This window comes from Streptomyces kronopolitis, assembly GCF_014646275.1.
Lineage (GTDB): Bacteria > Actinomycetota > Actinomycetes > Streptomycetales > Streptomycetaceae > Streptomyces > Streptomyces kronopolitis.
In genome coordinates this window covers 68,798-95,086 of sequence record NZ_BMND01000002.1, presented here as the reverse complement: position 1 = coordinate 95,086, position 26,289 = coordinate 68,798, and the positions used below count along the sequence as shown (strand labels likewise).

The 26,289-nt window shown below is 73.0% G+C and carries 20 protein-coding genes; 10 read left to right on the top strand and 10 right to left on the bottom strand.

Annotated features, from left to right (window positions below):
- Positions 1-66: 66 nt before the first annotated feature.
- Both IEY78_RS02270 and IEY78_RS02265 read left to right on the top strand, forming a co-directional pair.
- The gene (locus IEY78_RS02270; protein WP_189095811.1) at positions 67-1,002 is read left to right on the top strand and encodes a phosphatidylinositol-specific phospholipase C; all 936 of its coding nucleotides are present in this window, start codon (positions 67-69) and stop codon (positions 1,000-1,002) included.
- Between the two features lie 246 nt (positions 1,003-1,248).
- The gene (locus IEY78_RS02265) at positions 1,249-2,373 is read left to right on the top strand and encodes a trypsin-like serine peptidase (protein WP_189095810.1); all 1,125 of its coding nucleotides are present in this window, start codon (positions 1,249-1,251) and stop codon (positions 2,371-2,373) included.
- On the opposite strand, the gene IEY78_RS02260 is transcribed toward IEY78_RS02265, so the two are convergent.
- Together IEY78_RS02260 and IEY78_RS02255 are read right to left on the bottom strand one after the other, a co-directional pair.
- On the bottom strand, positions 2,345-3,379 hold the full coding sequence (locus IEY78_RS02260; protein ID WP_189095809.1) for a phosphatidylinositol-specific phospholipase C domain-containing protein: 1,035 nt from the start codon (positions 3,377-3,379) through the stop codon (positions 2,345-2,347). The genes IEY78_RS02265 and IEY78_RS02260 overlap by 29 nt on opposite strands.
- Positions 3,380-3,563: 184 nt before the next feature.
- Positions 3,564-6,749, bottom strand: a complete 3,186-nt coding sequence (locus tag IEY78_RS02255; RefSeq protein WP_189095808.1) for a cytochrome P450 — start codon at positions 6,747-6,749, stop codon at positions 3,564-3,566.
- Positions 6,750-6,854: 105 nt separating this feature from the next.
- Between IEY78_RS02255 and IEY78_RS02250 the strand changes: the two genes are divergently transcribed.
- The 4 genes from IEY78_RS02250 to IEY78_RS02235 all read left to right on the top strand — a co-directional run bounded on the left by IEY78_RS02250 (position 6,855) and on the right by IEY78_RS02235 (position 10,052).
- The gene (locus tag IEY78_RS02250) at positions 6,855-7,556 is read left to right on the top strand and encodes a PAS domain-containing protein (RefSeq protein WP_189095807.1); all 702 of its coding nucleotides are present in this window, start codon (positions 6,855-6,857) and stop codon (positions 7,554-7,556) included.
- Positions 7,557-7,741: 185 nt separating this feature from the next.
- Positions 7,742-8,149, top strand: a complete 408-nt coding sequence (locus IEY78_RS02245; RefSeq protein ID WP_189096168.1) for a universal stress protein — start codon at positions 7,742-7,744, stop codon at positions 8,147-8,149.
- Positions 8,150-8,250: 101 nt separating this feature from the next.
- Complete coding sequence (locus tag IEY78_RS02240) at positions 8,251-8,466, top strand: dodecin (RefSeq protein WP_189095806.1); 216 nt, start codon at positions 8,251-8,253, stop codon at positions 8,464-8,466.
- A 134-nt stretch (positions 8,467-8,600) separates the two neighbouring features.
- The gene (locus IEY78_RS02235; protein WP_189095805.1) at positions 8,601-10,052 is read left to right on the top strand and encodes an amino acid permease; all 1,452 of its coding nucleotides are present in this window, start codon (positions 8,601-8,603) and stop codon (positions 10,050-10,052) included.
- A 71-nt stretch (positions 10,053-10,123) separates the two neighbouring features.
- Here the strand turns inward: IEY78_RS02235 and IEY78_RS02230 are convergent, their stop codons facing one another.
- Entirely contained in the window at positions 10,124-10,600 is a 477-nt protein-coding gene (locus IEY78_RS02230) for a hypothetical protein (protein WP_189095804.1), read from the bottom strand.
- Between the two features lie 455 nt (positions 10,601-11,055).
- Between IEY78_RS02230 and IEY78_RS02225 the strand changes: the two genes are divergently transcribed.
- Positions 11,056-13,437: a GH92 family glycosyl hydrolase gene (locus IEY78_RS02225; protein ID WP_189095803.1), complete on the top strand. Its 2,382-nt coding sequence runs from the start codon at positions 11,056-11,058 to the stop codon at positions 13,435-13,437.
- A gap of 81 nt (positions 13,438-13,518) precedes the next feature.
- Here the strand turns inward: IEY78_RS02225 and IEY78_RS02220 are convergent, their stop codons facing one another.
- The 4 genes from IEY78_RS02220 to IEY78_RS02205 all read right to left on the bottom strand — a co-directional run bounded on the left by IEY78_RS02220 (position 13,519) and on the right by IEY78_RS02205 (position 19,119).
- Positions 13,519-13,731 carry an EF-hand domain-containing protein gene (locus IEY78_RS02220; RefSeq protein WP_189095802.1) on the bottom strand — a complete coding sequence of 71 codons (213 nt, stop codon included), beginning with the start codon at positions 13,729-13,731 and terminating at the stop codon, positions 13,519-13,521.
- A gap of 83 nt (positions 13,732-13,814) precedes the next feature.
- Complete coding sequence (locus IEY78_RS02215) at positions 13,815-16,283, bottom strand: excinuclease ABC subunit UvrA (RefSeq protein WP_189095801.1); 2,469 nt, start codon at positions 16,281-16,283, stop codon at positions 13,815-13,817.
- A 20-nt stretch (positions 16,284-16,303) separates the two neighbouring features.
- Positions 16,304-17,683 (bottom strand): NAD(P)/FAD-dependent oxidoreductase, encoded by a 1,380-nt coding sequence (locus IEY78_RS02210; protein WP_189095800.1) that lies wholly within the window; start codon positions 17,681-17,683, stop codon positions 16,304-16,306.
- 254 nt (positions 17,684-17,937) lie between these two features.
- Positions 17,938-19,119 carry a CapA family protein gene (locus tag IEY78_RS02205; protein ID WP_189095799.1) on the bottom strand — a complete coding sequence of 394 codons (1,182 nt, stop codon included), beginning with the start codon at positions 19,117-19,119 and terminating at the stop codon, positions 17,938-17,940.
- Between the two features lie 341 nt (positions 19,120-19,460).
- Here IEY78_RS02205 and IEY78_RS02200 point away from each other — a divergent pair, with 341 nt between their 5' ends.
- Positions 19,461-20,264, top strand: coding sequence for an alpha/beta fold hydrolase (locus tag IEY78_RS02200; RefSeq protein ID WP_229699652.1), 804 nt, complete (start codon positions 19,461-19,463; stop codon positions 20,262-20,264).
- Positions 20,265-20,429: 165 nt separating this feature from the next.
- Here the strand turns inward: IEY78_RS02200 and IEY78_RS02195 are convergent, their stop codons facing one another.
- On the bottom strand, positions 20,430-22,514 hold the full coding sequence (locus IEY78_RS02195) for a restriction endonuclease (RefSeq protein ID WP_189095798.1): 2,085 nt from the start codon (positions 22,512-22,514) through the stop codon (positions 20,430-20,432).
- A 393-nt stretch (positions 22,515-22,907) separates the two neighbouring features.
- Here IEY78_RS02195 and IEY78_RS02190 point away from each other — a divergent pair, with 393 nt between their 5' ends.
- On the top strand, positions 22,908-23,249 hold the full coding sequence (locus IEY78_RS02190) for a hypothetical protein (RefSeq protein WP_189095797.1): 342 nt from the start codon (positions 22,908-22,910) through the stop codon (positions 23,247-23,249).
- A 285-nt stretch (positions 23,250-23,534) separates the two neighbouring features.
- Positions 23,535-23,996 (top strand): hypothetical protein, encoded by a 462-nt coding sequence (locus IEY78_RS02185; RefSeq protein ID WP_189095796.1) that lies wholly within the window; start codon positions 23,535-23,537, stop codon positions 23,994-23,996.
- A 51-nt stretch (positions 23,997-24,047) separates the two neighbouring features.
- Here the strand turns inward: IEY78_RS02185 and IEY78_RS02180 are convergent, their stop codons facing one another.
- Complete coding sequence (locus tag IEY78_RS02180; RefSeq protein ID WP_189095795.1) at positions 24,048-25,721, bottom strand: DUF6895 family protein; 1,674 nt, start codon at positions 25,719-25,721, stop codon at positions 24,048-24,050.
- A gap of 79 nt (positions 25,722-25,800) precedes the next feature.
- Entirely contained in the window at positions 25,801-26,019 is a 219-nt protein-coding gene (locus IEY78_RS02175; RefSeq protein WP_189095794.1) for a hypothetical protein, read from the bottom strand.
- Between the last annotated feature and the right edge of the window lie 270 nt (positions 26,020-26,289).

Below are 26,289 nucleotides of genomic sequence, written 5' to 3'. Positions count from 1 at the left end.
GATCGCAGCTTCGTACCGGAGCGGCCGGTGCGGGGGCACGCAGACTCGACGGACAGGGGAAGCGGCATGGGGCTGGGACTGGATCGGCGGGGGTTCCTCAGAGGCGCGGTCGGACTGTCGGCCGCCGGGGTGCTGACGGGCCTCGGCAGCGGGCAGTCCACGGCGAGCGCGGCCCGGCGCCGCCGCACCGCGGTGTCCGTACAGGACTGGATGTCGGCGCTCGGCGACGCCACCCCCGTCCAGCGGCTGACGATTCCGGGCACCCATGACTCCGGCGCCCGGATCGGCGGCCCCTGGGTCGCCTGCCAGAACACCGCCGTGGACGCCCAACTCGCCTCCGGCATCCGCTTCCTGGACGTCCGCTGCCGGGCCATCGACGGCGTCTTCGCCATCCACCACGGCGCGTTCTACCAGCAGCTGATGTTCGGCGATGTGCTCAACGCCTGCCGGGCGTTCCTCCAGGCGCACCCCTCCGAGACGGTGCTGATGCGGGTCAAGCAGGAGTACTCGGAGGTCTCCGCCGACGACTTCCGCCGGATCTTCGTCAGCTATCTGGACGACAAGGGCTACCGGCCGCTGTTCCGCCTGGACGGCGGGCTGCCGACGCTGGGGCAGGCCCGCGGCCGGGTCGTGCTGCTGGCGGACTCCGACGGCCTGGGCGGCGTCCGCTACGCCGATCCGCAGCTCTTCGACGTCCAGGACGACTACATGGCGGAGCCGTTCGGGAAGTACCCGAAGATCGAGGCCCAGTTCCGCAAGGCCGCCACCCAGCCGGGCAAGCTCTTCGTCAACTACGTCAGCACCTCCGCCTGGCTCCCGCCCCGCTCCAACGCGGACCGCCTCAACCCGCAGGTCAAGGCGTTGCTGACGGGCCCGGAGGGCAGCCGCTGGACGGGCCTTGGCATCGTCCCGATGGACTTCCCGAACGAGGCCGGGCTGGCCGAGGTGCTGATCGCGCACAACCTCGCGGGGCAGGCGGTCCGGCTCACCCGACCGGCCTAACGGAACCGCCGCCGCGCCCCGCCGCCGTCCCGCACGGCACGACCCGGCCATCCGGCCTACCGGACCCCGGATGTGACGGGTGTTCCGCTGCCGCGCGGGCGCTCTCCTGACCCTTGGCGCGAAGGAAATGCCCAGGTGAGCCAACCGCGACGCGCCTCCCTGCATCAGACTGGGTGAAATGTCTGCTTCCGGTGCCGACCCCCGCCCGACGGGGTGACACCGGCTGATGCGGGGAGGCGGCGGCTGGTGACGACGAGCGAACGCGGTACCGCGCCGGCGGACGACCCCGGGCGGACGCAGGAGGGCGCCGGAGCACCGGCGGCCCCCGCATGCCCGGCTCCCGGCGGGCCGCCGTGCACGGGGCGCGGCCGGCCCGGCGTTCCGCTGCGGACCTCGCTGGCGCTCGGGGTGGTGGCCATCGTGGTGGGCAGCGCGGCACTGGCGCTGCGCTCCTCCTCGCACGACCCGTACCTGGCCGCCGGGGACCCCGCCTCCGGTGCGTATCTCGCGCCGCCGGCCGAGGGTGACCGGGCCGCCGCGGCAGTGCTCTCCGGACCGTATGTGGAGCGGCCCGGGCCGCTGGTCCCGACCCGCCGCCCCACCACCGCGGCCACCCCGACATCGGTGTCCCGGCCGCTGATGGCGGCCCCGGCGGAGCCCGCTCCGGCGGTCGGCGCGCTCTTCTCCCCCGACGACGACGGCAATCCGGTCCACCACTGCACGGCCAGCGTGGTGCACTCGCCGGCGGGCGATCTGGTCGTCACCGCGGCCCACTGCGTGCACGACGACGGCTTCCGCACCCGGCTGGTGTTCGCACCCGGTCTGCACGACGGGGTCGCGCCGTACGGGCTGTGGGTGCCCAGCCGGATCGATGTCGACCCGCGCTGGGTCAGCAACCGGGACCCCGACCACGATGTGGCGTTCCTGCGAGTGCGCCGGGCGGGGCGGGCCGGCGGGCCGATCGAGGAGGTCACCGGCGCCGAGCGGATCCGCTTCGACGCGCCGCCCGGGCGCCCGGCGCAGCTGACCGGCTACCCCGAGGACCAGGACAGACCGGTCAGCTGCCGGCACACCGCGGACGTCCAGAGCCCGTCCCAACTCCGGTTCGCCTGCCCGGGGTTCCCGAACGGGACGAGCGGCGGGCCGATGCTCACCGACCTCGATCCGGCCACCGGCACCGGCTCGCTGATCGGGGTGATAGGCGGTCTCGACGAGGGCGGTGACGACCTCGTGTCGTACAGCAGCCGGTTCGGCGCGGATGTGGCCGCGCTCTACCGGCGGGCGACCGCGGGACCGGTCACGAAGGCGGCCCGGCCGGCCCCGGGGACCGCGGCGCTCGGGGTCAGGCCCCGCGCGGCACCACGGTCTTGAGGACGGACGGCAGCGGATACCAGTCGGCGGTGGCGAAGCTCGCGTGCGCCGAGGCGAGCTGGCCGACCCGGGCCAGCGCCTGCGCCTCGGTCGGGTGGGTGGCGTCGATGGCCGGCGGCACGTTGTGCGCGTCGGTCATGATGAGCAGGTAGTGGCGGGTGTCGTACCAGGAGGTGTCGATACTGCCGTTCAGATAGGTCGCGGCGTCCCCGTCGAAGACCACGAACCAGGGGCGCAGCGCCGGGTCCGCGTAGCGCTCGCGGGGGTCGCCGGGGGCCGCGCCGTGCACCGCGGGGAACGCCGTGGACTGCGCCAGCTTCCCCTGTGCCGCGAGGTCCTTGAGGTGGCCGGCGTACTCCACGTCCGTCCACAGCTTGTCGAACGGGTTCTTCTCCTCGACGGTGCCCGGTATCAGCTCGAAGAGGAACTTGCCGGCCAGGTCGGCACGGGCGGGCCAGCCGCCGGCCCGCACCGCGTCGTCCAGGGTGGCGTGCCCGCCGATGAGGTTTCCGGGGCCGTAGACGGCGTCGCCCAGCTTCTGGCGCACCAGCGCGTCGAACTCGGCCGGGCCGCGCCCGCCCTTGGCGTTGAAGCCGTCCTTCATCTCGACCTTGAACAGGATCGGACGGTGGCCGGGGTGGGCGTCGTGCCAGGCCTTCATGTCGGCGAGGCAGCCGGCGAAGTCCTGGTTGCGGGCCCTGGTGCGCAGCTGCGAGGCGTCGGCCGCGCCCTCGCAGTTGCTGTCGTTGCCGAACGGGTTGGCGTGCGAGACCCGGAAGGACCTGCCCAGGCCGTTCGTCCAGAGGTCGAGTTCGAGCAGCGCGGCGCCGGAGTCCAGGGCGTCCGCGAAGTACGGGTACTTCCCCTTGTCGTAGGCGTTGTGCACGCCCACGGACGTGCTGGTGCCGTACGTCGTGCCGGCCGGCTCGGCGCCCGCCGGTCCGCTCACCGCGAGCAGTGCCGCCGCCGCGACGGCGACCGTTCCCACACTCCGCTTTCCGTTCATGTTCCCCGCTCTCCTGGAGGTCGTCGGCCGTCCGGCACCGGTCCGGCGGCGGCCCGTCCGGTCGGTCGCCCGGACGATCGGGGAGCAGCGTACGGGAGTTGTGCCGCGAGGGGACCGCGAGAGCGGCGCCGACCTCGTCGGCGCCGCTCGGTCGGGCAGTGCGGACCCCGTGCGGGGGCGGGGGTCAGCCCGCCGCGTAGACGTCCTCGATGTAGCGGCCGGAGGCGGTCAGTTCGCGCAGCCAGGCCTCGGACTCCTGCGGGGAGGCGCCGGTGTGGGTGCCGTGCAGGGCGCGGAAGGCGTCCCGGACGCCGGGCGCCATCCGGCTGCCGTCGCCGCAGACATACACCCGCGCGCCGGCCTGGAGCAGCTCCCACACCTCGGCGCTCTCGGCGGCGATGCGGTGCTGGACGAAGCGGTGGCCGTGCTCGGGGCGGGCGCTGAAGACCGGGCGCACGGACACCGCGCCGGCGGCCTCGGCGGCGGCGAACTCCGCGGCGTGCAGGAAGTCGCCCTCGGGGTCGTCGCAGCCGAAGTAGAGCCGGGCGGGCGCCGTCTGCCCGGCGGCGACCCGGTCGGCGACCGCGCCGCGGAAGGGCGCCAGGCCGGTGCCCGCCGCGACCAGGATGACCGGCGTCCCGTCCGCCGGATCGAGGCGGAAGGCCTCACGGCAGGGCTGGACGCGGGCCAGGACGGTGTCGCCGGGGCGCAGCGTGTGCAGATGGGTCGAGCCGGTGCCGCCGGGCAGCAGCGAGACCATCAGATCGGCGTGCCGGGCATCGGCGGCCGGTGAGGACGACAGCGAGTAGTGGCGGATGCGCAGCGGCGGCAGCAGCTCCAGCAGCACCGGCCAGGGCAGCGCCCCGCGCAGCGCCGGGTACGCCCCGATCAGCTCGATCAGGGTGCGCGGGTCGTCCTCGGCGAGGTTCTCCAGGGCGATCCGCTCGGGCGGGCACGGGTTGTGCGCGGCCAGCACGGTGCGCTGGTCGGGGGTGGGCCGCTGCCCCAGCTCCAGGTGGTGGGTGAGGAGCTCACGCACCGTCAGGGGACGGTCGACGGGCAGCGTGTCGCGGGCGGGCCGGCCGGCGCTGTGCAGGGCCAGGAGGGTGTCGAGGTCGGCGCCCAGGGCGTGGGCGGCGCGTTCGACGGCGGCGGGGGTGTTGGCCGGGAGCACGGCGAGGTGGTCGGCGGTGCGGTAGCTGACGCCGTCGGGCAGCGCGATCCGCAGGAAGCGCTTGGGCCGCGGCCAGCCCTCGGCGGTCAGGTCACGGGCCTCGGTGACGGTCATCGGGACGAGGTCGTGGCGGGCGGCGAGCGCGTCCAGCGGGCCGCCGGTGATCTCGGTGACGGTGTAGCCGGTGTCGTGCGCGGCGGGGGCGGCGGCGCCGACGGTGTCCGGGTCGCCGTAGCGGGTCAGCAGTTCGGTGCGCAGCGCGGCGGTGAACTCCTTGACGGTGCCGCCCAGGTCGCCGGAGGCGTCGGCCTCGGCGCGCGGCAGCAGCCGGTGCGCGCCCAGGGCGTCCAGCCGGTCGTCGATCAGGGTCGGTATGTGCTGGTAGGTGGCGGCCCAGTTGCGGTCGCCGACCCCGAGGACGGCGAACGGCACATCGGCGGCGGCGCCCTCGGGCGCGGTGTTCAGCCACTCGACGAACGCGGCGGCGTCATCGGTGGGCCGGCCATTGTAGGAGGCGGCGACGATGACGACCGGCCGGTCGTCCGGCAGGGCGCCGGCCGCCGCGTCGAGCGCGGCCACCTCGGCGGCGCAGCCCAGACCGGTGGCCTCGTCGGCGAGCCGCTCGGCGAACTCCCGGCAGGTGCCGTAGTTGCTGCCGTGCAGCACCAGCAGCCCGGTGCCCTGGCGCACCCGCGTCGCCAGCCCCTCGTCGGTGGCGGCGTCCCGGTCGGCGGCCTCGCCGCTCCCGGGGAGCACGGCCAGCGCGGTACGGACCGCCGCGCGGTCGGCGGGCGTGCGGGGCGCGAGGGTCAGCGTGAACCCCTCGGGCTTGAGGGTGAGCGTCTCCTTGATGCGCAGCTGGTAGCCGGCGTGGTCGATCAGCCGGTAGCGGTGGGCGAGGAGAGCCAGCAGCATGGTCGCCTCGTGGAGGGCGAACTGCCGCCCGATGCAGGCGCGTTCACCGGTCCCGAACGGCTTGTACGCGTGCGGGGAGCGGGCCGCCTCGGCCTCCGGGCTGAAGCGGGAGGGGTCGAACAGCTCGGGGTTGTCGCCCCAGGCCGGGTCGCGGTGCAGCATCGGGGTGAGCACGGTGACCAGCTCGCCCGCCTGCACCGGGATCCGGCCGCCGAGCAGGGTGTCCTCGCGGGCCTGGCGGCTGAAGGCGGCGGCCGTGGGCCACAGCCGCAGCGCCTCGTTGAGGACCTGGCGGGTGAACGGCAGCCGGCCGATGTCCTCGAACGACGGGTCGGGATCGGCCTGGTCGCCCCACAGCTCGTCCGCCTCGCGCTGCACCATCCGCAGCGCCACCGGGTCCTTGAGCAGGTGGTAGAGGGCGAAGGACAGGGCGCCCGAGGTGGTCTCGTGGCCCGCGATCAGGAAGGTGATGACCTGGTTGCGGATGTTGGCGAGGTCGAGGGTGGGACCGTCCGCAGCGCCGCCCTCCCCGCCCCGGGCGCCGAGCATCAGGCCCAGCAGATCGTCGTCCCCGCTCTCCCCGCTCGCCGTCCGGGCGGCGATGACCTCGTCGACGACGGAGGCGAGGTAATCTGCGTCGGCCTGGAACGCCGCGTCCGCCGCCGAGTGGTCGGCGTCGGGGTCCCGGGAGAACTTCGTCATGCTCCACTCCAGGCAGCGCACCATCGCCTCGACGAAGGGGTGCGCGCCCTCCCCGCGGGAGAACGACTCGAAGTCGAAGCCGAACCCGGCCAGTCCGATGGTGTCCAGCGTCATCCGGGTCATGTCCTCGGCGACGTGGACGGGCGTGCCGTCGGCCACCCGGCGGTCCCAGGACGCCATGACCCGGCGGGCGACCTTGAGCATCGCCGGGTGGTAGGTGCGCATCGAGCCGAGCGCGAAGGCCGGCATCAGGACCTCGTGCGCCTTGGCCCAGTTCGGCTCGTCGTTGTAGGCGGTGAACAGACCGTCACCGGCGAACTCCCGGACGTTCTCCAGCACGACCGACACCCCCTTGCGGAAGCGCGATTCGTCGGCGACCTCGGTGACCAGGTCGAGCGAGGAGACGAACAGCGACCGGTGGTCGCCGTACTTGCGCCGGTAGGCCGGGCCGTGGACCCGGGTGAGGTCCATGGCCTGCTGAATGGGCGTCCCGGTGAGCCCGACCTCGGTGAGGTCGGCCAGCGGAATACCGTCATCGGCGGCGCGTTCGTCACTGTGGAGCGCAATGGTGTCGGTCATGTCTCCAGCGTGCAGGGCCCGGAGCCCCGGTCGGGCACGGACAACTGCATGATTGTGCAGTGGTTTTTCCCCACCCGCCCTTGCACAGCGACCGGAGAAGCGTCCATGGAGAACGAGACCGCCGACGGGGCATCAGGTGCCGGTGACCCCGCCGTGCCGCCCTGCGAGCCTCCCCCGCCCGATCCGGCCGGGCCCTACGCGGGCGGCCCCTGGCGCAACTACTTCCTGATCCTGCTGGACCGCATCCCCACACCGATCGCGGTGTGCACGGCCCACGGCGAGGTGATCATCGCCAACCCGGCCATGGCCACCGAGTGGGGCGCGCACGCCGGAGCACTGCGCGGCCGCAATCTGCTGGATCTCTTCGAGCCCCGCGCGAAGGCGCAGCTCGACCGGCTCACCGAGGCCCTGCGGCTGGGCCGCCGGTCACGCTATCCGATCGAGGTGCGGTGGCCGGCCGGCCCCGACGGCACCGCACGGGAAGGGGAGCTGACGATCGACCCGGTGGGCGACCCCTCGGTGCACCCGCCCGCGCTGCTGGCGCTGCTGCGGGTGCGCGAGAGCGGCCCGCCTCCCGCGCCGCGCGGCTCGGCCAGCCCGGTCGAGGCGCGGATCCTGGCGCTGGCCGCGGGCGGCGCGACCACGGCGTCGATCGGGACGGCGCTGGGGCTGACCGTCGACGGGGTGAACTACCACCTCACCCGACTGGCCCGCCGCTGGCGGGTCCAGGGCCGTACCGCGCTGGTGGCCAGGGCGTACGTACTGGGCGTGCTGGCGGCGGACAGCTGGCCGCCGGAGCCCGCCTGACCGTCCGGGGCGGCGGGCCCGGGGAGACCGCCGGGCCGCCGGGCCGGCAGCACGCGTGTGCGGATAACCTCCCTCGTGTGGAGGACAACGAGCAGCACGAGGCACCCGGCGGGCACCGCGAGCACGACGGGCACAGCGCACACGCGGACGAGCGGTTCGAGCGCGGGACGGACGGCCCGAAGGTCATCGTCGTCGGCATCGACGGCTCCGACTCGTCGTGGCGCGCCGCCGCCTACGCGGCGGGGCTGGCCCGGCGTCAGTCCTCGAAGCTCGCCCTGGTCTACGTCCAGCCGGTGCTGCCGGCCGGGGCGGCGATGGGGGCGCCGGTCGCCGACACCACGGACGAGGTGGCCGAGGAGCTGATGGCCGAGATCCGCCGGGCGAGCGAGCGGCCCTCGGGGACGCATCCCCTGCGCTGGGAGTTCCACACGCTGCGCGGCGACCCGTACAACGGCATGGTGCGGATGGCCGACGACCTCAAGGCCGACGCGGTGGTGGTCGGCGCCTCGGAGTCGGCCGGGCACCGCATCATGGGCTCGGTCGCCGTGCGCCTGGTCAAGGCCGGTCGCTGGCCGGTCACCGTCGTCCCCTAGGTCGTGTCCGCAGGGGCGGCCGCTCCGCTGGTGGGGCCGGGCGGGCTGAGGCACGGTGGGAGGTGGACGGGCGGAGCGCCGCCCCGGCGAGGGAGACCACCGTGACCGACCGCACGTACCGCGTGACCGAGATCGTCGGAACGTCCCAGCAGAGCATGGACGCCGCGGTCCGCAACGGCATCAAGCGCGCCTCGCAGACCCTGCGGAACCTCGACTGGTTCGAGGTGACCCAGGTCCGCGGGCATATCGTCGACGGCGAGATCGATCACTACCAGGTCGGTCTGAAGGTCGGGTTCCGGCTGGAGGAGACCGACTGACACCCGTGCGCGTACGTTTCCCGGCGAGTCCCCGCCGTCCGGGGACCGCTCCGTGGCGTCGCCTTCCTTAGTCGTCCCCGAGGGTCCATGATGAGCCGCCGTCGGACCACATCGGAGCGACGGAGGGATGACGCATGGGGCTGCGCGCGGGACAGGGCGTATTGCGCCGCAAACCGATCGAACACATCGAAGAGGCGGAAGGCAGCGCGAGCGAGCAGCTCACCCGGGCGCTCGGCCTCTGGCAGCTGACCGCCATCGGTGTCGGCGGCATCATCGGCGCGGGCATCTTCACCCTGGCCGGCACCGTCGCGAACGGCAAGGCCGGCCCGGCCGTGCTGATCTCGTTCCTCATCGCGGGCATCGCGAGCGCCGCGGCCGCCTTCTCCTACGCCGAGTTCGCCGGGCTGATCCCGAAGGCGGGGTCGGCCTACACCTACGGCTACGCGGTCCTCGGCGAGGTGGCGGGCTGGTTCATCGGCTGGGACCTGCTGCTGGAGTACACCGCGATCGTGGCGGTGGTGGCGATCGGCATCTCCGGCTACTTCGGCTTCCTCCTCGGTGAGCTGGGCGTCGACCTGCCCGCCTGGATGCTGGGCGCGCCGGGCACGGGTCCTGGGCACCGGGTCGACCTCTTCGCGGCGGTGCTGTGCCTGCTGATCGCCTACCTGCTGACCCTGGGCATCAAGAACGCCGCGCGCTTCGAGACGATCGTGGTGGGCCTGAAGGTCGTCGTGGTGATCGTGGTCATCGCGGTCGGCTTCTTCCACATCAACACCGCGAACTACCACCCGTTCTTCCCGTTCGGGGTGAGCGGCGCCTTCACCGGGGCGGCCACCGTCTTCTTCGCGGTCTTCGGCTACGACGCGATGAGCACCGCGGCCGAGGAGTCCAAGGACGCCCAGCGCCACATGCCGAAGGCGATCCTCTATTCGCTGGCCATCTCCATGGTGCTGTACGTCCTGGCCTGCCTGGTGCTGACGGGGATGCAGAACTACCGGCAGATCGACCCGGAGAGCGGCTTCTCCTCGGCGTTCAAGTCGGTGGGCCTGAGCGGTCTGGCGGACGTCATCGCGGTCGGCGCGATCATCGGCATCCTGACCGTCATGTTCACGTTCATGCTCGGGGTGACCCGGGTGTGGTTCTCGATGAGCCGGGACGGGCTGCTGCCGAAGTGGTTCGCCAAGACCAGCGCCAAGCACCGGGTGCCGACCCGCGTCACATGGATCGTGGGCTTCGCCTCCGCGGCCATCGCCGGCTTCCTGCCGATCGGTGAGGCCGCCGAGCTGACGAACATCGGGATCCTGCTCGCGTTCGTGGTGGTCTGCGTCGCGGTCATCGTGCTGCGCTACAAGCGCCCCGAGCTGCCGCGGACGTTCCGTACGCCCGGGATGCCGGTGGTGCCGGCCATCGGGGTGTGCTTCTCGCTCTGGCTGATCACGTTCCTGGAGTGGCAGACCTGGGTCCGGTTCGTGGTGTGGTTCCTGATCGGCATGGTCATCTACTTCTCGTACTCCTACCGCCGTTCGAACCTGGCGCGGGCGGAGGGGGCCGCCTCCGGTACGGACGGCGGCGGCACGGCGGGTTAGCCGCGGCGGCCGCCCGGGCGGCGGCACGCGACGGGGACCGGCGCAGGCTCTCCGCCGGTCCCCGCGCGCGGTCAGAAGACGAACGGCCCCGGCGACTGCGGGGTGGTGGCCTTGCAGGTGGCCGTGATGCCCAGCACCACGACCGTCAGCGAGGTGGCCGCCAGGCTGTCCCCCGGGGCGACCTTGCCGGTGAGGGGACCGGTGGAGACCTCGCCACCGGCCGGGATCGCCGGGTTGGCGCTGCCCTTGAACTGGGTGGTCCCGGAGCCGTTCTTGGTGAGGGTGAGGGTGGAGGTGACCGAATTCGCGCCGATGGGTATCGGGGAGCTGATGGCCTTGGTGGCCAGGCTGATGGTGCCGGTGGTGCCCTTCTCGGTCGCGGTGAGCGTCGCCGAGCCGGAGCCGTACCAACCGCAGTCGAACGAGAGGGTCGCGGTGCCGGGGGTCACCGCGCCGGCGGCCGGCGCCATGCCGAGCGTGCCCGCGGCGGCGAGGGCGACGCAGAGCGCCGTTCCGAAGCCGAGTCTGCCGGGTCTGAGGTGTCTCATGGGGGTACCGCCTTCGTGAGGGGGGTGCGGGTCGATGCCACCGGCCGTCGAGGGGGTACGCGAGGGAACGGCAGGCAGCCGCGCGGGGGCCTCAGCCGGACCCCGTGCCGATCGGGCGCCATGATCTGACGGACAGTCACCAACCCGTATGACGCTGCCCATTGAGACACGCACCCCAAGAGAGAGCAAGGCAGGTACCGCATGATTTTCGGCGCTCCCACCAGCGGTTCACCGCACCCCTCCCCTTGCCTCACCACGGCCACCGGGGCCACACCCGCCCCCGCCTCCGGGCCCCGGAAGCACCGGAGTTACCGCCACGCCCTCTTGACGCACATCGGGCCGACACCAAGAATGAGCGCGCCTTGACAACGTTGTCGAACGCCGGGCGCCGCCTGCCGTCCCCGCGCGCCCGGCGCTCCCGTGCGACGACGACCCGACCCCGGAGGTCCGAATCCATGCCATGGCTCAGACGTACCCGGCTGCGTACCGCGGGCGCGGTGCTGGCGGCCGCGCTCCTCGGGTGTGCGCTCACGGCCCCCGCCGCGCAGGCCGCGCCGCCCGGCGGCCCGCTCACCGACCTGGTCAACCCGTTCATCGGCACCCGCAACGACGGCAACACCTACCCGGGTGCCGCCGTCCCGTTCGGCATGGTGCAGCTCAGCCCCGACACCGGCCACTACGCCGGCTACGGCTGGGACGACGACCACATCCGCGGCTTCAGCGCGGTGCATCTGTCCGGTGTCGGCTGCGGGATCGGCGGTGATCTGCCGGTGCTGCCCACCACGGGCGACATCACCGAGACCGACAACGCCAAGTACGCGGCCGCCTACGGCCATGACGACGAGTCGGCCCGCCCCGGCTACTACCGCGTCGGTCTGAAGTCCTACGGCGGGATCACCGCCGAACTCACGGCCACCGCCCGCACCGGCAAGCAGCGCTACACCTTCCCGGCCACCGACCGGGCCAATGTACTGCTCGACGCGGGCCAGTCCCTGCACCGGACGGTCTCGACGCGGGTGGAGGTGCTCGACTCCCGCACCATCCGCACGACGATCACGGGCCGCGGCTTCTGCCAGGACACCGAGCCGTACACGGTCCACACGCTCACCCGCTTCGACCGCCCCTTCGCCTCGTACGGGACCTGGGACGGCGACAAGGTGACGGCGGGCTCCCGGGACTCCACCGCCACCGGCCGGCACGGGGCCTACGCCCGCTTCGACACCCGCACGGACCGCACCGTCGAGGCGACCACCGCGATCAGCTATGTGGACGCGGCGGGCGCGGCGGGCAACCTGCGGGCCGAGGGCGGCCGTTCCTTCGACCGGACGAGGGCCGCGGCCGACGCCGCCTGGGAGCACCGCCTGGCGCTGGTGCGCACCCAGGGCGGCGACCAACCGCTGCGCCGCACCTTCTACTCCTCGCTCTACCGGTCCTTCCTCGCGCCGAACGTCGGCAGCGACGCGGACGGCCGGTACACCGGCTGGGACCAGCGCGTCCACCGGGCCGAGGGGTTCACGTACTACCAGAACTGGTCGCTGTGGGACACCTACCGCACCCAGGCGCAGCTGCTGGCTCTGCTCGCGCCGGGCGAGTCCCGCGACATGGCGCTGTCGGTGCTGCGGATCGACAAGGAGAGCGGCTGGCTGCCCAAGTGGGGGTACGGCACGGTCGAGACCAACGTGATGACCGGCGACCCGGTCACGCCCTTCCTCACCAACGCCTATCAGCAGGGGCTGTTGCGGGGCCATGAGGAGGAGGCGTACGCGGCGCTGAAGAAGAACGCCGACGGGGTGCCGCCGGCCGGCTCCCCGGCCGTCGGGCGGGAGGCCAACGCGCCGTACGTGCGGGGCGGCTTCGTGCCGTACCTCAAGGACCACCGGCCGCCGAAGGCCGGCGACTCCGACTTCGCGCAGGGCGCCTCGGCGACCCTCGAATACGCCCTGTCGGACGCGATGCTGGCGCGGATGGCCCGCGATCTGGGCCACGGCGCGGACGCCGACCGCTATGCGGCCCGGTCCCGCAACTACCGCAACCTCTTCGACGGTTCGACCGGCTTCTTCCGGGCCCGCGACGCGCGGGGCGCCTTCGCCGGCCCCGCCGACCCGGCCAAGAGCGTGGGCTTCCACGAGGGCACGTCCTGGCAGTACCAGTGGCTGGTGCCGCAGGACCTGCCGGGGATGCTGGAGCTGATCGGCGGCAAGGACAAGGCCGACGCGCGCCTGGACTCCTTCTTCGCCTATCCCCAGCTGCTGGCGGACCCGGCGAGGACGGCCCGCAAGGTGTGGGTCAACGGCCCGTACGACTACTACAACGCGGACAAGTACAACCCGCAGAACGAGCCCGACCTGATCGCGCCGTACACGTACCTCTCCACCGGCCGCCCCTGGAAGACGACCGACGTGGTGCACGCCGCGCTGACCCTCTTCACCGACGCCCCCACCGGGATGACCGGGAACGACGACCTGGGGACGATGTCGGCGTGGATGGTGCTGTCCTCGATGGGGATGTTCCCGGTCCAGCCGGGCACCGACACCTGGGGGCTGAGCACTCCGGTCTTCGACCGGGTGGACCTGGCCCTGGACCGGCGCTACTACCCGTCCGGCCACTTCACCGTCACGGCGCCCGGTACGTCCGCCGCCGACCGCTACGCGCAGTCCGTCCGCCTGGACGGCGCCGACCACGACCGCACGTATGTCACCACCGGTGAGCTGCGCGCGGCCCGCGAACTGTCCTTCACCGTGGGCCCGAAGCCGTCCGCCTGGGGCACCGGCCCGCATGCGGCCCCGCCGCCGGTGGCCGGCCCGGCCAGCGGGCAGCGGCCCGCCGACCGGCGCTGAGAGCCGCCCCCGACCGGCGCGGTGCCGGCCCCGCCCCCGTGGGCCGGCACCGCGCCCCGCCGAGCGCGCGCGAGTTCGGCGTCAGCCCTGGAGGGCCTGCCAGAACTCGTCGAAGGACATCTTGCCGTCGTGGTCGGCGTCCTTGGAGTTGATGACGGCCTCGGCCATCGGGCCGGTGACGTAGGGGTCGCCCATCTCGGCCATCGCGTGCTTGAACTCGTCCGGCGTGACCTGGCCGTCGCCGTCCGCGTCGAACCGGTCGAACGCCGCCCGGGCCTGCTCGATGTTTGCCATGAGAGGGTGCCCCCTTCGTGATGGTGCGCAGTGCTGCGCGGTGCTGTTGCCTGGTGATCTGACCTGCGTACATTAGCGGACCGTCAAGAGGCTTCCGGCCGCGCCCTCTGCCGGGCCAGGTAGGGCGCGGTGCGGCTGTCGGGGGCCGCCGCCACCTCGGCCGGCGTGCCCGTGGCCACGATCCGGCCGCCGTCCGCGCCGCCGCCGGGGCCGAGGTCGATGACGTGGTCGGCGCCGGCGACCACCCCCATGTCGTGCTCGACGACCACCACGGTGTGGCCGGCGTCGACCAGGCCGTGCAGCTGGTGCAGCAGCACCTCGGTGTCGGCGGGGTGCAGCCCGGTGGTGGGCTCGTCGAGCAGGTAGAGGGTGTGGCCGCGGCGGGTGCGCTGGAGTTCGGAGGCGAGCTTGATGCGCTGGGCCTCGCCGCCGGACAGTTCGGTCGCGGGCTGGCCGAGCCGCAGATAGCCCAGGCCCACGTCCTGGAGGGTGCGCAGACTGCGGGCGGCCGCGGGGACGTCGGCGAGGAAGCCGGCGGCCTCGTCCACGGTCATCGCCAGGACATCGGCGACGGTGCGGTCCCGGTAGGTGATCTGGAGGGTCTCGGGGCGGTAGCGGGCACCGTGGCAGGTGCTGCAGGGCGCGTAGGTGCCGGGCAGGAAGAGTAGTTCGACGGCGACGAAGCCCTCGCCCTGGCAGGTCTCGCAGCGGCCGGCGGCGACGTTGAAGGAGAAGCGTCCGGCGGTGTAGCCGCGGGCGCGGGCCTCGTCGGTGGCGGCGAAGACCTTGCGGACCGCGTCGAACAGCCCGGTGTAGGTGGCGAGGTTGGAGCGCGGCGTCCGGCCGATCGGCTTCTGGTCGACGCGCACCAGCCGGTCGATCGCCTCCAGCCCCTCGGCGCCGGTGAGTTCCGCGCGGGCGTCCGGACCGGCGCCGGCGGCCTCGGCGTCGTCCCCGGCGGCCGTGGTCTGCCGTTCGTCGCCGGTGCCGAGGTGCTCGCGCACGGCATCCGCGAGGACCCGGGTGACCAGCGTCGACTTGCCCGAACCGGAGACGCCGGTGACGGCGGTGAAGACGCCGAGCGGGAACGTGGCGTCCAGCCCGCGCAGATTGTGCAGGGTGATGCCGCGCAGCGTCAGGGCGCCCGCGGGGCGGCGCACGGTGCGCGCGGGGGGCGGTTCGGTGGCGAAGAGGAACCGGCGGGTGGCGGAGGCGTCGGTGTCCGCGAGCCCGGCGACCGGTCCGCTGTGCAGCACCTGCCCGCCGTGCTCCCCGGCGCGCGGGCCGACGTCCACGATCCAGTCGGCGCGGCGCACCACCGCCATGTCGTGCTCGACGACGAACAGGGAGTTGCCGGCCTCCTTGAGCCGCCCCAGCACCGTGAGCAGCGACTCGGTGTCGGCGGGGTGCAGTCCGGCGGACGGTTCGTCCAGGACGTAGACGACGCCGAAGAGGCCGGAGCGCAGCTGGGTGGCCAGCCGCAGCCGCTGGAGTTCGCCGGACGACAGCGTGGGCGCGGGCCGGTCCATACTGAGGTAGCCCAGGCCGAGTTCGGTGAGCACCTCGATCCGGGCCACCAGGTCGCGGGCGAGGGTCGGGGCGGCGCCGTCGTCCGCCCGCCGGGCGGTGGGCCGCAGCAGCTGCTCCAGCGCGCTCAGCGGCCGTCCGGCGAGGGTGGCGATGTCGTGCCCCTCGAAGGTGACGGCCAGGGCCTCGGGACGCAGCCGCCGCCCGAAGCACACCGGGCAGGGCTCGGCGACCATGAACCCCTGGACCCGCCCGCGCAGCGTCTCGCTCTTGGAGTCGGCGAAGGTGTGCAGCACATAGCGGCGGGCGCTCATGTACTGGCCCTTGTAGGGGCGCTGGATCCGGCCCACGTCGCGCACCGGGTGCACGGTGACGACGGGCTGCTCGTCGGTGAACAGGATCCAGTCGCGGTCGGCCTGCGGCAGCTCCCGCCAGGGCAGGTCGAGGTCGTATCCGAGGGCGCCGAGGATGTCGCGGAGGTTCTTGCCCTGCCAGGCGCCCGGCCAGGCGGCGATGGCGCCTTCGCGCAGGGACAGCGACGGGTCGGGGACCAGGGACTCCTCGGTGACGCGGTGCACGGTGCCCAGGCCGTGGCACTCCGGGCAGGCGCCGGCCGCGGTGTTGGGCGAGAAGGCGTCGGAGTCCAGCCGCGGCGCACCCGGCGGGTAGTCGCCGGCGCGCGAGAAGAGCATGCGCAGGGTGTTGGACAGGGTGGTGACGGTGCCGACCGAGGAACGGGAGGTGGGCGCCGAGCGCCGCTGCTCCAGGGCGACGGCGGGCGGCAGCCCGGTGATGTCCTCGACCTTGGGCGCGCCCACCTGGTGGATCAGCCGCCGGGCGTAGGGGGCCACCGACTCGAAGTAGCGGCGCTGCGCCTCGGCGTAGAGGGTGCCGAAGGCGAGCGAGGACTTGCCCGAGCCGGACACCCCGGTGAACGCGACCAGCGCGTCCCTCGGGATGTCCACGTCGACGCTGCGGAGGTTGTGCTCACGGGCGCCGCGCACCCGTACGTACGAGTCGGTCATCCCTCCATGATCGGGCACCGTCAGGGCGTGTCCGGGCCGGACGCGAGGGCGGCGCGGATCCGCTCGCGGGCCTCGTCCCAGGGGAGCGGGGTGGCGACGACCGCGCGCAGGGCGCGGAGCCGGCGGGGCGGGACCCCGGAGGCCAGCACGCCGACGGCGCTGCCGTCCCGGCCGTAGAGCGCGACGGCGTGCCGCTGCGCCCGGTCCAGGACGGTGGTCTCGACGCGGTCGGCGCCCGCGGTGAGCCCGTAGGCCTGGATCTTGAGGTGGTACTGGTCGGACCAGAAGTACGGCACGGGGGCGAAGGGGCGGCGGTCCGCTGCCGGGGCGCTCTCCCCGTCCGCGGCGGCGGGGGCCTCGGCAGCGAGTTCGGCCAGGAGGTTGCGGGCGGCGGCCATGCCCTGCTCGGTGGCGTTCATCCGGTGCTCGAAGCGCAGCGGACGGCCGTGCAGCGGATGGTCCCAGCGCGCCACGTCGCCGGCGGCGTAGATGCCGGGGGCGGCGGCGCAGTACGCGTCGCAGCGCAGCCCGTCGGTGGTGTCCAGCGCGGGGTCGGTCAGCCATCCGACGGCGGGCCGGGAGCCGATCGCCAGCAGCACGAGGTCGGCCGGCAGCCGGCTGCGGTCGGCCAGCCGGACGGCGGTGACCCGCTCGCCGCCCGTCCCCGCCGGGTCCGCGGGGCCGGTCTCGAAGCCGTCCACCGTGCCGGTGCGCAGCACGACGCCGCGGGCGCGGTGCTCCTCGGCGAGCAGTTCGCCGACCTCCGCGCCGACGGCCTCGGCCATCGGGGTCCCCGCCATGCCCACGAGGGTGACCTCGTGTCCCAACTCCCGTGCCACCGCGGCCGCTTCACAGCCCAGCACGCCGTTTCCGACGATCACCAGGCGCCGCCCGCCTCCCCCGGCGGCTACGCCCTCACTGCCGGGGGTACCCCCATTGGCCAGCAGGCCGCGCAGGGTCAGCGCGTCATCCAGGGTGCGCAGGGTGTGCACACCGGCGATGCGGTCGGCGCCGGGCAGCGAGCGGGCCGCGACTCCGGTCGCGACGATCACGCCGGCGCAGGCGAGCGTCTCCGGCTCCCGGCCCTGCTCGGACGGGTCACCCGCCGCGCCGCCGTCGAGGGTGAGGGTGCGGGTGGCCACGTCCAGGCCGGTGGCGCGGGTGCCGAGCCGCAGGTCCAGGTCGAGCGGCGCGAGCTGGTCCGCGGTGCGCAGCAGCAGCTTCTCCGGCTCCCAGGCGCCGTGCAGCAGCTGCTTGGACAACGGCGGCCGGTCGTACGGCAGGTGGGGTTCGTCGCCGATGAGGGTGAGCGGCCCGCGCCAGCCGCCGCGCCGCAGCGCCTCGACCGCGGCGAGACCGGCCGCCGAGGCGCCGACGACGGCTATCGGCCGGGCGGTCATGCGCGCACCTCGCGCACGGGCACCGGGCGGACGGCGCCGCGAGTCGGATCGTCACCGAGGGTGGTCTTCATGACGGGGCTCCGTGGGGGTCGTCGGGGTGTACGGGAGCGGACGGACCGGTCCGGTACCACGATCACCCGTCGACGGTGCCGATGTCACCAGTTAACGGGCACGGCATGACGGCCACGAGGGGACATATCACCACGGAACAGGATCAGAGCCCGGGGCGATCAGGGACTCCCCGGGCTCTCCCCTCATCTCCCCCGCGTCAGCCCGTCGGCCGCCGCGCCCCGGCTCAGCACCGCTTCGGCGATCTTCTCGGCGGCCTGGCCGTGCGCGGTGGTGCGGCCGTGCGCGGTGGTCCGACCGAGAGTGCGCACCCGCACCCGCGCCCCCTGCTCGGCGAGCTGCGGGAGATACTCGGCCCGGACGACCCGCCAGCGGCCCCCGGCCGGGTACGGCGGGGCGAACCGGAAGCGGGCGATGCTGCTCCAGATACCGCCCGGCTTCTTCGTGGCACCGGTGACCTGGTCGCCCAGGCCGTAGACGACCCAGGTGCCGTTGACCTTCTCGTAGGGCTGCGGGGTGTGCGCCCGGACGCCGACGATCAGATCGATGTCGGGCCGCCCGTGGGACCGGGAGGCGGTGAGGGCGCGGGCGAGCGCGATCTGCCGGCCGTCGGGGGCCGTGCGGTGCGCCGGGCCCCAATACGGGCTGACGACCACGACATCGGCCCCGGCCCGGCGAGCCGCCCGGGCGTCGTCGATGATCCGCCGCTCATCGAGGCGGTCGACCGCCCCGCCCGCCCCCTCGGCGCCTCGGGAGCCCCCGGTGCCGTCGGTGTACGACAGGTGGGCCACCCGCGCGCCGCCGGGGGCCCGCAGCAGCGCCGGGGTACCGAGACCGGCCGCCTCACGCGCCGAGCCGGCATGCCGCAGCCCGACGGTGTCCAGCGCGTCCAGGGTGCGCCACACGCCCGGGACGCCCTGGTCGAGGGCGTGACCGGAGGCGGTGGCGCAGGAGTCGTAGCCGGTCGCCTTCAGGGCGGTGGCGATCTGCGGCGGCGCCTGGAGAACCGGATACCCGGTGAAGGGCCCGTCCAGCGGCCCGAGCGGCGCGCCCAGCTGACACAGCGCCAGGCCGGCGGCGGAGACCACCGGCCGCACCCCCTTGAGCATCGGCCGGTAGTCGTAGCCTCCGTGCCCGGCGTCCTTGCGCGCCGTGGCGAGGACCGCCGGCTGGGAGGGGAGAACGGCCCCCGCGGCGACCAGCGTGAACGGACGGCGGGCGACGACGACGGGGGCGCCGGCGTGGGCGCGCGGCGAGGGCTCCGGGGAGGGCCGCGGCGCCGGCCGCGGGAGGGCGCGCGGGCCCGCGCAGCCCACGGCCAGCACGGCGAGCGTGGCAACGGCGACAGACCGGGTGTACGCGCTCATGCCTCGATTCATATCAGCATATTTATCGTGACAAATGGTCCCCGCCTCCCGGTGTCCGGCGCGCTCCCCCGGACGGAGTCATGGGCTCCTGTGCGTTCCCTTGGGCTCCGTCGACTCGGCGGGCGTCGCGGGAGCGTCGTGGGAGTGCGCGGCGGCATCGTGCGGAGCGTATGTCCGTGTCGGGCGCGCGTCCGTGCCGATGGCATGTCCGTGCCGGGCGCAGGTCCGTGCAGGGCGTGCGTTCGGCGCTTTCGGGCCGGTCTTCCGTCCGGCGCCTTCGGAACGCCCTTCCGTCCCGGCCCTCCTCCGCCGCCGCCTGGAACCGCCTAGCCTCGACGCACATGAACCGTGAACCGCCTCCGGGCCGTGAACCGCTTCATGTGACGGTGTGGGACGAGGCGACGCCCGGTGCGCCGCGGGCGCTGCTGGTCCACGGCACCATGAGCTGGGGCACGGAGTGCTTCGCGGGCCAGCGGCCGCTGGCCGAGATGTTCCGCCTCGAACTCCTCGACCGGCGCGGCTTCGGCGACAGCCCGGACACCGAGCGCAGCGACTACGCGATCGACGCCGAGGACCTCGGTCAACTACTGGGCAGCGGAGCGCACTTGGTCGGCCATTCCTACGGTGCGGCCGCCGTGATGCTGGCCGCTTCGGCCCACCCGGAGGCCGTGCAGTCACTGACCCTCATCGAGCCGTCCGTGCTGCGCACCGCGGCCGGGCATCCCCTCGTGGCGGCCGCCCTGGAACGCATCCGGGCGGCGTTCGCGGGCCCCGCCGAGGAGGTGGGCCCGCACGAGCATCTGCGGCGGTCCACCGAGCCGTACGGCCTGCCGGTGCCGGAGCCGACCCCGCGGCTGCTGCGTGCGGTGCGCTCGGCGATGCGCGAACGGCCGGTGTGGGACGCGGAGATCCCGCTCGGCCCGCTGGCCGGGGCGACCATGCCCAAGGCGGTCATCAACGGGACGTGGGAGACCGCGCACCCGGCGTACCGGGAGTTCACCGGCGAGGCGCTGGCGGCCTGCGGGGAGTATCTCGCCGAGGCGATCGGCGCCCGGCACATACGGGTGGACGGCGCCGCCCACACCCCGCACCAGGAACGCCCGGAGCAGGTCAACGCGGTACTCACCCGGCTGTGGCAGCACTGACGGGGGCGGTGGAATCGGGCGGGGTGAGCGGACCGGTTGGGTGGACCGGTTGGATGGACGATTGGACAAGCCGGTTGGGCGAGGCGGTCGGGCGGATCGGTCGGGCAAGCCGGTTGGGCAAGGCGGTTGGGCAAGGCGGTCGGGCGGACCGTACGCCCCGCCCTCTCACCCGACCTCGATGCCGTACTCCTGTACCAGCTCCTCCAGGCCTCCGGCGAAGCCCTTGCCGCCGATCACGAAGTCCCAGTCGCCGCCCGCCCGTCGCCGGAACGAGCCCAGGACCAGGGCCGTCTCCCCGGACCGCCCGTCCGAGACCTCCAGTTGACCCAGCTCCTCCCCCGAGGCGTCCAGCAGCCGGATCCGGGCCTCGGTGAAACCGGAGAGATCGGCGTCGGGATTGACCTGTGGATCGATCGCGGCGACCAGGACCAGCCGGTCGGCGTCCGCCGGCAGCCCCTCGAACCGCACCTGCATCGCGGCACGGTCGGGGGCGAAACCGGGCAGCGTCCGCACCGAACCGTCAGGGTTCCGCGGGTTGTTGTAGAACACGAACTGCTCGTCGCTGAGCACCCCGCTCCCCTTGCACACCAGGGCACAGACATCGAGCGCGACCTCGCCGGACCAGTTCATGCCGAGGATGTTGTGGTCGGGCGGCCCCTCGGCGGAGTCGGGACCGTCCGTGGACCCCGCCCCGAGCCGACCGCGCAGCCCGTACCGTCCGAGCAGATCGACGAGTTCGGGTCCGGCGATCAGGCCGAGCGGCTTGCCGTTGGCGAAGGTGTGGGCGCCGGGGCCGAAGCGGGAGGTCGTCACCAGCACGCCCTTGTTCGCGCCCTCCGACTGGACGGTGCCGTAGAGGTCGCGGACGGCGGTGGGCGGGACGGTGTGGCGGTAGCGCTTGACCTGCACCACTATCTTGCCGCCGCGCACCGGGTCGGGATCCAGCGCGTCCACGTCGACCCCGCCGTCACCGGACCGCTGGGTGGTCACGGCCTGCATGCCCATGGCCCGGAAGAGTTCGGCGATCAGGTTCTCGAAGGCGATCGGGTCCATCTCGTAGAGATCCGGCTCGCTGTCCGTGCCGTGCGAGACGACCGTGGCCCCGCCGTCGACGTCGCCGGGCAGCCGTCCGGGGCGCACCGCGGCGCGCTGGTCGGGGCGCGCGGAGAGCTGGCCGCGCAGCCCCTCGGTCAGGCACTCCACCGCGCTGACCTGTTCAAGGCGGAGCAGGGTGAAGGCGTCCCGGGGTGCCATGACGGTCGCCAGACACACCTGGGCGGGGCGGCCGGTGGCCGGGTCGACGTCGTCCACGAAGCCGTTGAGCGCCACCGATTCCAGCGTCCCGTGAGTGTCGGCGGCGAAGAGGTCACGCAGCACCAGCAGCATGCTCTGGGCCAGCACATCGCGGTAGAGCGCGCGGCACTGCGCGGCCGGCCGGGCGGTCTCCTTCTCCTGGTCGGCGGTGGGCATGTACCGGACGGATCGGGTCTGCGGAACGATGTCGTAGCCGGGGAGTTCCCAGTCCAGGACGAGCTGGCGGGCGGCCGGGTCGTAGGCCGCGGCGACCTGCCGGGGGAAGCCCTCCGGCCAGGCGGTGGAGGAGTACAGCGCGGCGGAGAAGTACTCGACGGCGGCGTCCGCGTCGCCGGCGCGCAGGCCGCGGCGCAGCTCCTCGATGCCGGAGTTGTGTGCCCGGATGTCCTGCAGTGCTCCGGCGGCCCACTGGTCGTACTGCTGTCGGTAGGCGGCGAGTTGGTTCTGCCGGCGGGTCTCCGCGGCCTGGGCGGCGTACCAGTCCTGCTCGTAGCGGGCGCGGGCCTCTTCGTGGGCGCGGTCGCGGCGGGCGCCGAGCTGCCAGCCACCGGTGGGTGTGTGGTAGCGGTTCGGGTCGGGCATCGGCACAGGGGTGGCCAGGGCGCCGGGCGCGAACTCCTGCACCCGCTCGGGGCGCAGCAGCGCGTCGGCGGTGAAGGCGGGGGCGCGGCAGCCCTCGGCAAGCAGACCGGAGAGCGCGGCGACCCGGGCCTCCAGCTCCTCGGTACGGCGGCGGGCGTCGGCCTCGCGCTGCTGCCGGTAGGCCGCCTGCCGCTCACGGTGCATACGCGCCATCGCGCGCTCGGCGTCGCGCGCCTGCCGCTCCTGGTCGCGCTGCTGCTGCGCCAACGCGCGGCGCTGGGCTTCCTGCTGGCGCTGTTGCTGACGCTGCGCCTCGGCCCAGACAGCCATTAATCCATGGGAACGGCGGCTCATGCTGGTCTTCGTCCTCCCCCCGGGGCAGCCGCACCCGCAAACCCCTGCGGAAGCGGCTTCACCTGCGCTGTTGATACGACTTTAGCGGGGGAGCACGAAACCGGTCACCGGTTGTGGACGAACAGCCACCACGTCGTCCACAGCCCACCCCGACCACCACCGCGACGAGGGCAGGTCCGGCGCCATTCGGCTGCCGCAGGTTGGCGGCCGCCGTCGCCAGCGTCGCAGCCATGGCGCGGCCCGACGTCCCGCCGACACCGACTCCCGGCCCGTGTCACCTGACCGAGTCACCTGCATACATCACAAATCCGACACGATGCCATCTTGTTGCCCGCTCAACCATCACATCTCCTTCACAATAGCCTTCTCGTGCAGAGAACTTGGGGGGCAACCATGGCCTATAGCCCGAACCCGTACCTCAACTCGCCGATCACCCCGGCCCGGCCGCGCATGTTCAGCTCGACCCTCGCCCAGGTGGTATGGACGCTCGTGCCGCTGGTCAGTTTCAGCCTGCTCGCCGCAGTGCCGTTCGTCGTGGCCGCCGTGAAGGGCGTCATCAAGCCGTGGCTGGCCGGCGTCTACGTTGTGGTCGAGGTCGGCATCTTCGTCTTCTCCACCGCCGTATCCGGCAACGACCCGAAAAACTGGACCGGGCTGCTGCTCATACTGCTGATGCTTGTCGCCACGACGCACACCGCTTTGCTCGACAGCGAGAAGATCCACATCGGCAAGTAGCCGCAAAAGGAACGTGCCCATGCGGCTGCGCTGGTGCACCCCGCGGCGCGCCGCCACGCTCCCTGCCCACGTGTGACGCCCAGAAGCCGGACTACCAGTGTGGGCACGCCTATCTGCGTGACCCCGAATCCAAGCGAAATACCGAATCCGGACGGCACCTCGTGAGTCGAAAGGAACCATGACGTGGACAAAACAACTGAAGCGACCGCCGAGATACCGCCAGTCCCGCCGTATCCGCCCACATCCACGCGCAGGCGTCCCGTGATCGTAGCGATCGTAGGAACCGTGATCATCGCGGCGATCTCCTCCGCAATCACCGCGATACTCGTCTCCGGCTCCGACAAGGAGGCCGCGAGCCCCAAGCCAACGTCGGCCAAGTCGGCGCCTGCGGCGCCCTCCGAGGACCCGACCGAGGCGAGCGAAGAGACTGAGGAGACCTATAACGACAGCCCCACATCCACGGACTTCGCACTGTCCATGAAAACCACGAAGAAGCAATGCTTCGGCAGTGCCGGGTGCAACATCACAGTAGATCCGCACCTGTCGTACATCAGCGCAACGTCGCTGGACCCGGAGAAGACCATCTCCATCACGTACGAGATCCACGGCGATGAGAGTGGACCCGTCATCCAGACTCTGGAGCTGTCCGACGGAGATCAGGTCACCTATGACCCGGTCTCCATTTCCACCGCTGACCGTTCGACAAAGGTGACAGCCGAGATCACCGACGTCACCGTGTCCTCATAGGATGCGACGCCGCTCCGCGCCGCCGTGGTTACGCCTCTGGCGGCGAGCCGGTCACGACATGCGCGACCCGGCTTCGGTCGGTGCGGTCGTGTCGGCAGTGGTCGGGGTCGGGGCCCCGGCGGTGTGCACGGTGGCCAGGGCGGTGACGGTGCTCTGTGTCCAGGACAGCATCGCCCGTTCCCGTTCCTCGGGGTCGTCGCAGGCCGGACGGCCGAAGGCGCCGCACGGGCTCTGCTGGGCGAGCAGGAATGCCACCGCGTCCCGGGTGAGGCGGTGCTCCGCCTTTCCCTCACGGGCCAGGTCGCGGACGATGCCGGCGATCTTTCCCAGGTGGTAGTGCTTCCAGGCTCCTGGTAGGTCTCCGGTGGCCGCCTCCGGGGTCGCGGGGGGCGCCGTGGTTGCGCCGCCGGTCAGCGCGGTGGCGCGTCGGGGGGACAGCAGCCCGAGGTCGGCCAGGCGCCGGACGCTGGGCGCCGCTTGGGCCGGGACGGTGTCCAGGAGGTCGACGGCGGCCGCGGTGGACGTCAGGAACGCGTCGAGCGAGCCACAGGTGATGCCGTGCGCGCGCAGCCCGGACGCGAAGGTGCCGACGACTTCCATCCCGTGCCCCTGCCACACGGCGGCGTCCGCCTCCGCGAGACGTGCGGAGTAGTCGAGGAGCAGCGGACGGGTGAGGTCGGGCTCGCCCAGGGCATCGGCCGCGTGCGCGGCGGCCGCGGCGGCCGGCAGCCACCTGGCCGGGTCGTGGCGTCGGACCGTGGCGGCCAGCCATTCCACGGCCCGCCGTAGGGGTCGCGTCACGACCTGACGGGACGCCGGGTCGGCGGGTCGGGCCTCCCGCAGCACCCGGGGGCTGCGGTCCAGCAGCGCGGCCAACGCGGCGACGATGGTGGTGTGGTAGCCGGTGGCCCAGTGCCCGTAGTCCTCGTCGCCGTCGGTGAGCCCGGGGTGCACCACACCCGGGGGGCCGTTCACCCGCCCGTCGTCCTCCTGGACCGACAGCAGGAACTCCCATGCCGTGTGGGCCTCTTCGGAATCCCGCACCCCCAGGCACAGCAGACAGCACAGCAACTCCCCCACCAGGTCGGCGTTGCCCTGCCCGCGGGTGAGGACGAGAAGCGCCTCCAGCAGCTCCACCGCGGCGCCCCGGTCGAAGCTGCCCCGTCCGCTCGGCCGGCGCAGACCGAAGTCCGTGGCGTAGAAGATCGTGTGGGTCAGTGCGTAGATGTCGCGGTCGGCGAGCTTGAGGACGTTGGGGCTGTTGTGAAGCAGAGTGAAGGGCAGCACCTCGGCCATCGATGGCAGGGGGTGCGCGATACCGCACAGCTCCAGGGTGTGCAGCAGATCGAGCTGCCGGTAGGGAATCCGTTCGAAGGCGGCCGCGTAACCGCCCGACACCGACTGCTGGATGAGGGTCCGGAACTCCGGATCCTCCCGCCCGCAGAGCCGCAGTGCCGCATAGGTGCCCGCGTACAGCAGGAGGGCGGCCTCGTCACGGGCGATCAGCTCGCGGTAGGAGGGTCGGGCCGCGACGTCCTGGATCGTGTCCAGGAGGGCCGCATAGTCACCGTCCAGTGGTGCCGGGTCGAGACGCGCCCGCAGCCCCACGAGGAAGGCGGTTTCGAGGAGGGCCTTGCGGGCGAACAGCACCCGGTCCGGGGCTGCTTGGGCCGGGTCGATCCGATCGCGGCGCGCAGCGAGCCAGGCGACTGCCAGTGACTCCACCGCGCGCCTCTGTGCCGATCCGTCACCGGGCTGCGTCGTATCCATCGAATGCCTCCCGGCGGTCGGTGCTGTCGATGCCTCAGTTACCGGCGGCGGTGGTGGTGTCGTCGGACTCCGCTACGTGGTTGGCGACCACCAGCACGTAGCGCTCCCAGGCGAGTACATAGCCGGCCACCTCATCGAGTTGGCTGACCTGGTCGACGACCCGCGCCAACGGGACGTTGAGGTCGACGAGCCCGCTGGTTCTCAGGAAGTCGAGTGCCTTCCTGGCATCGACGGAAGGAGGGGGACAGGACATGAGTGCTCCTTTTGAGTGGTTCGGAGGGACATTGCGAGTATCACGACGAATGACTGAGTGGTCACCGCATGCACTCTCTGTCGAAGCGTGGGCCCAGCCATCGGACCTGTTCGGAGCCGCTGCCGAACGCGCCAAACCACCCCGAGGGGTGGTTAATCGCCAGTGGGTTCGGGAGAGAAGGGCGCGGCTTGACTCCGCCGGGCTGGGGTCGAGATGGACCGTCGGGGCCCCATGAGACCCTCCACACGCAGGGGTTGGGGACGGGAGCGG